Source organism: Blautia sp. CAG:257 (genome assembly GCF_000433815.1).
Lineage (GTDB): Bacteria > Bacillota > Clostridia > Lachnospirales > Lachnospiraceae > Blautia_A > Blautia_A caecimuris.
In genome coordinates, this window is sequence record NZ_HF999052.1 from 1,656 (window position 1) to 2,587 (window position 932).

1 protein-coding gene is annotated in these 932 nt (G+C 42.7%); it reads left to right on the forward strand.

From position 1 onward, the window contains the following. Positions 1-932: PTS transporter subunit EIIC (locus QVP40_RS06925; protein WP_288200368.1), on the forward strand; the 932-nt coding region annotated here is incomplete at both ends.

Consider the following 932-nt stretch of genomic DNA (forward strand, 5'->3'; position numbering starts at 1 on the left):
AGATAAGGATGCAGTAGAAAATATCAATGGAGTAAAAGGCGTATTTTTTGCACAGGGACAAATGCAGATCATTCTTGGTACAGGAGTTGTAAATAGGGTTTATGATGAGTTTATCCAGATTGCAGGAATTTCTGAAAGCAGCAAGGAGGAGCTGAAGCAGGTGGCTGCTTCCAGAGCGAATCCATTTCAGAGACTGATAAAGACTCTGGGAGATATCTTTGTTCCTATTATTCCCGCCATTGTTGCAAGCGGTTTCCTTATGGGCATTATGGAAGCCCTTAACTTTATGGTCAATAACGGATATCTGAATATTGATACCAGTGGTTCTATTTATACGTTTGCACAGCTGTTCAGCAATACTGCCTATACTTTTCTGCCTATTCTGATTGCTTACAGCGCCGGAAAGGTCTTTGGAGCAAATCCATATCTGGCAGCAGTAATTGGAATGATCATGATTCATCCGAATCTTCAGAATGCATGGACAGTTGCTACAGAAGGTGTTCAGGCAACCCAGAAAGTGTGGTTCGGGCTTTACTCTATTGACATGGTTGGATATCAGGGTCATGTGATCCCTGTTGTGATCGCAGTATGGGTACTGGCTCAGATTGAGAAAAAGCTTCATAAAATAGTTCCTGCAATGCTGGATCTTTTTGTGACACCTCTGGTAAGTGTTTTTGTAACAGGATATCTGACCTTATCTATTATAGGCCCGATTTTTGTAACCATTGAAAACGGACTTCTGGATGGTGTACAGTATCTGATCGCACTTCCTTTTGGAATCGGAAGCTTTATTATGGGAGCTTTTTATGCGCCTACAGTTGTGGCAGGCGTTCATCATATGTACACAATCATTGACCTTGGACAGATTGCAAAATTTGGAATGACTTTCTGGCTGCCACTTGCTTCCGCGGCAAATCTGGCACAGGGCGGGG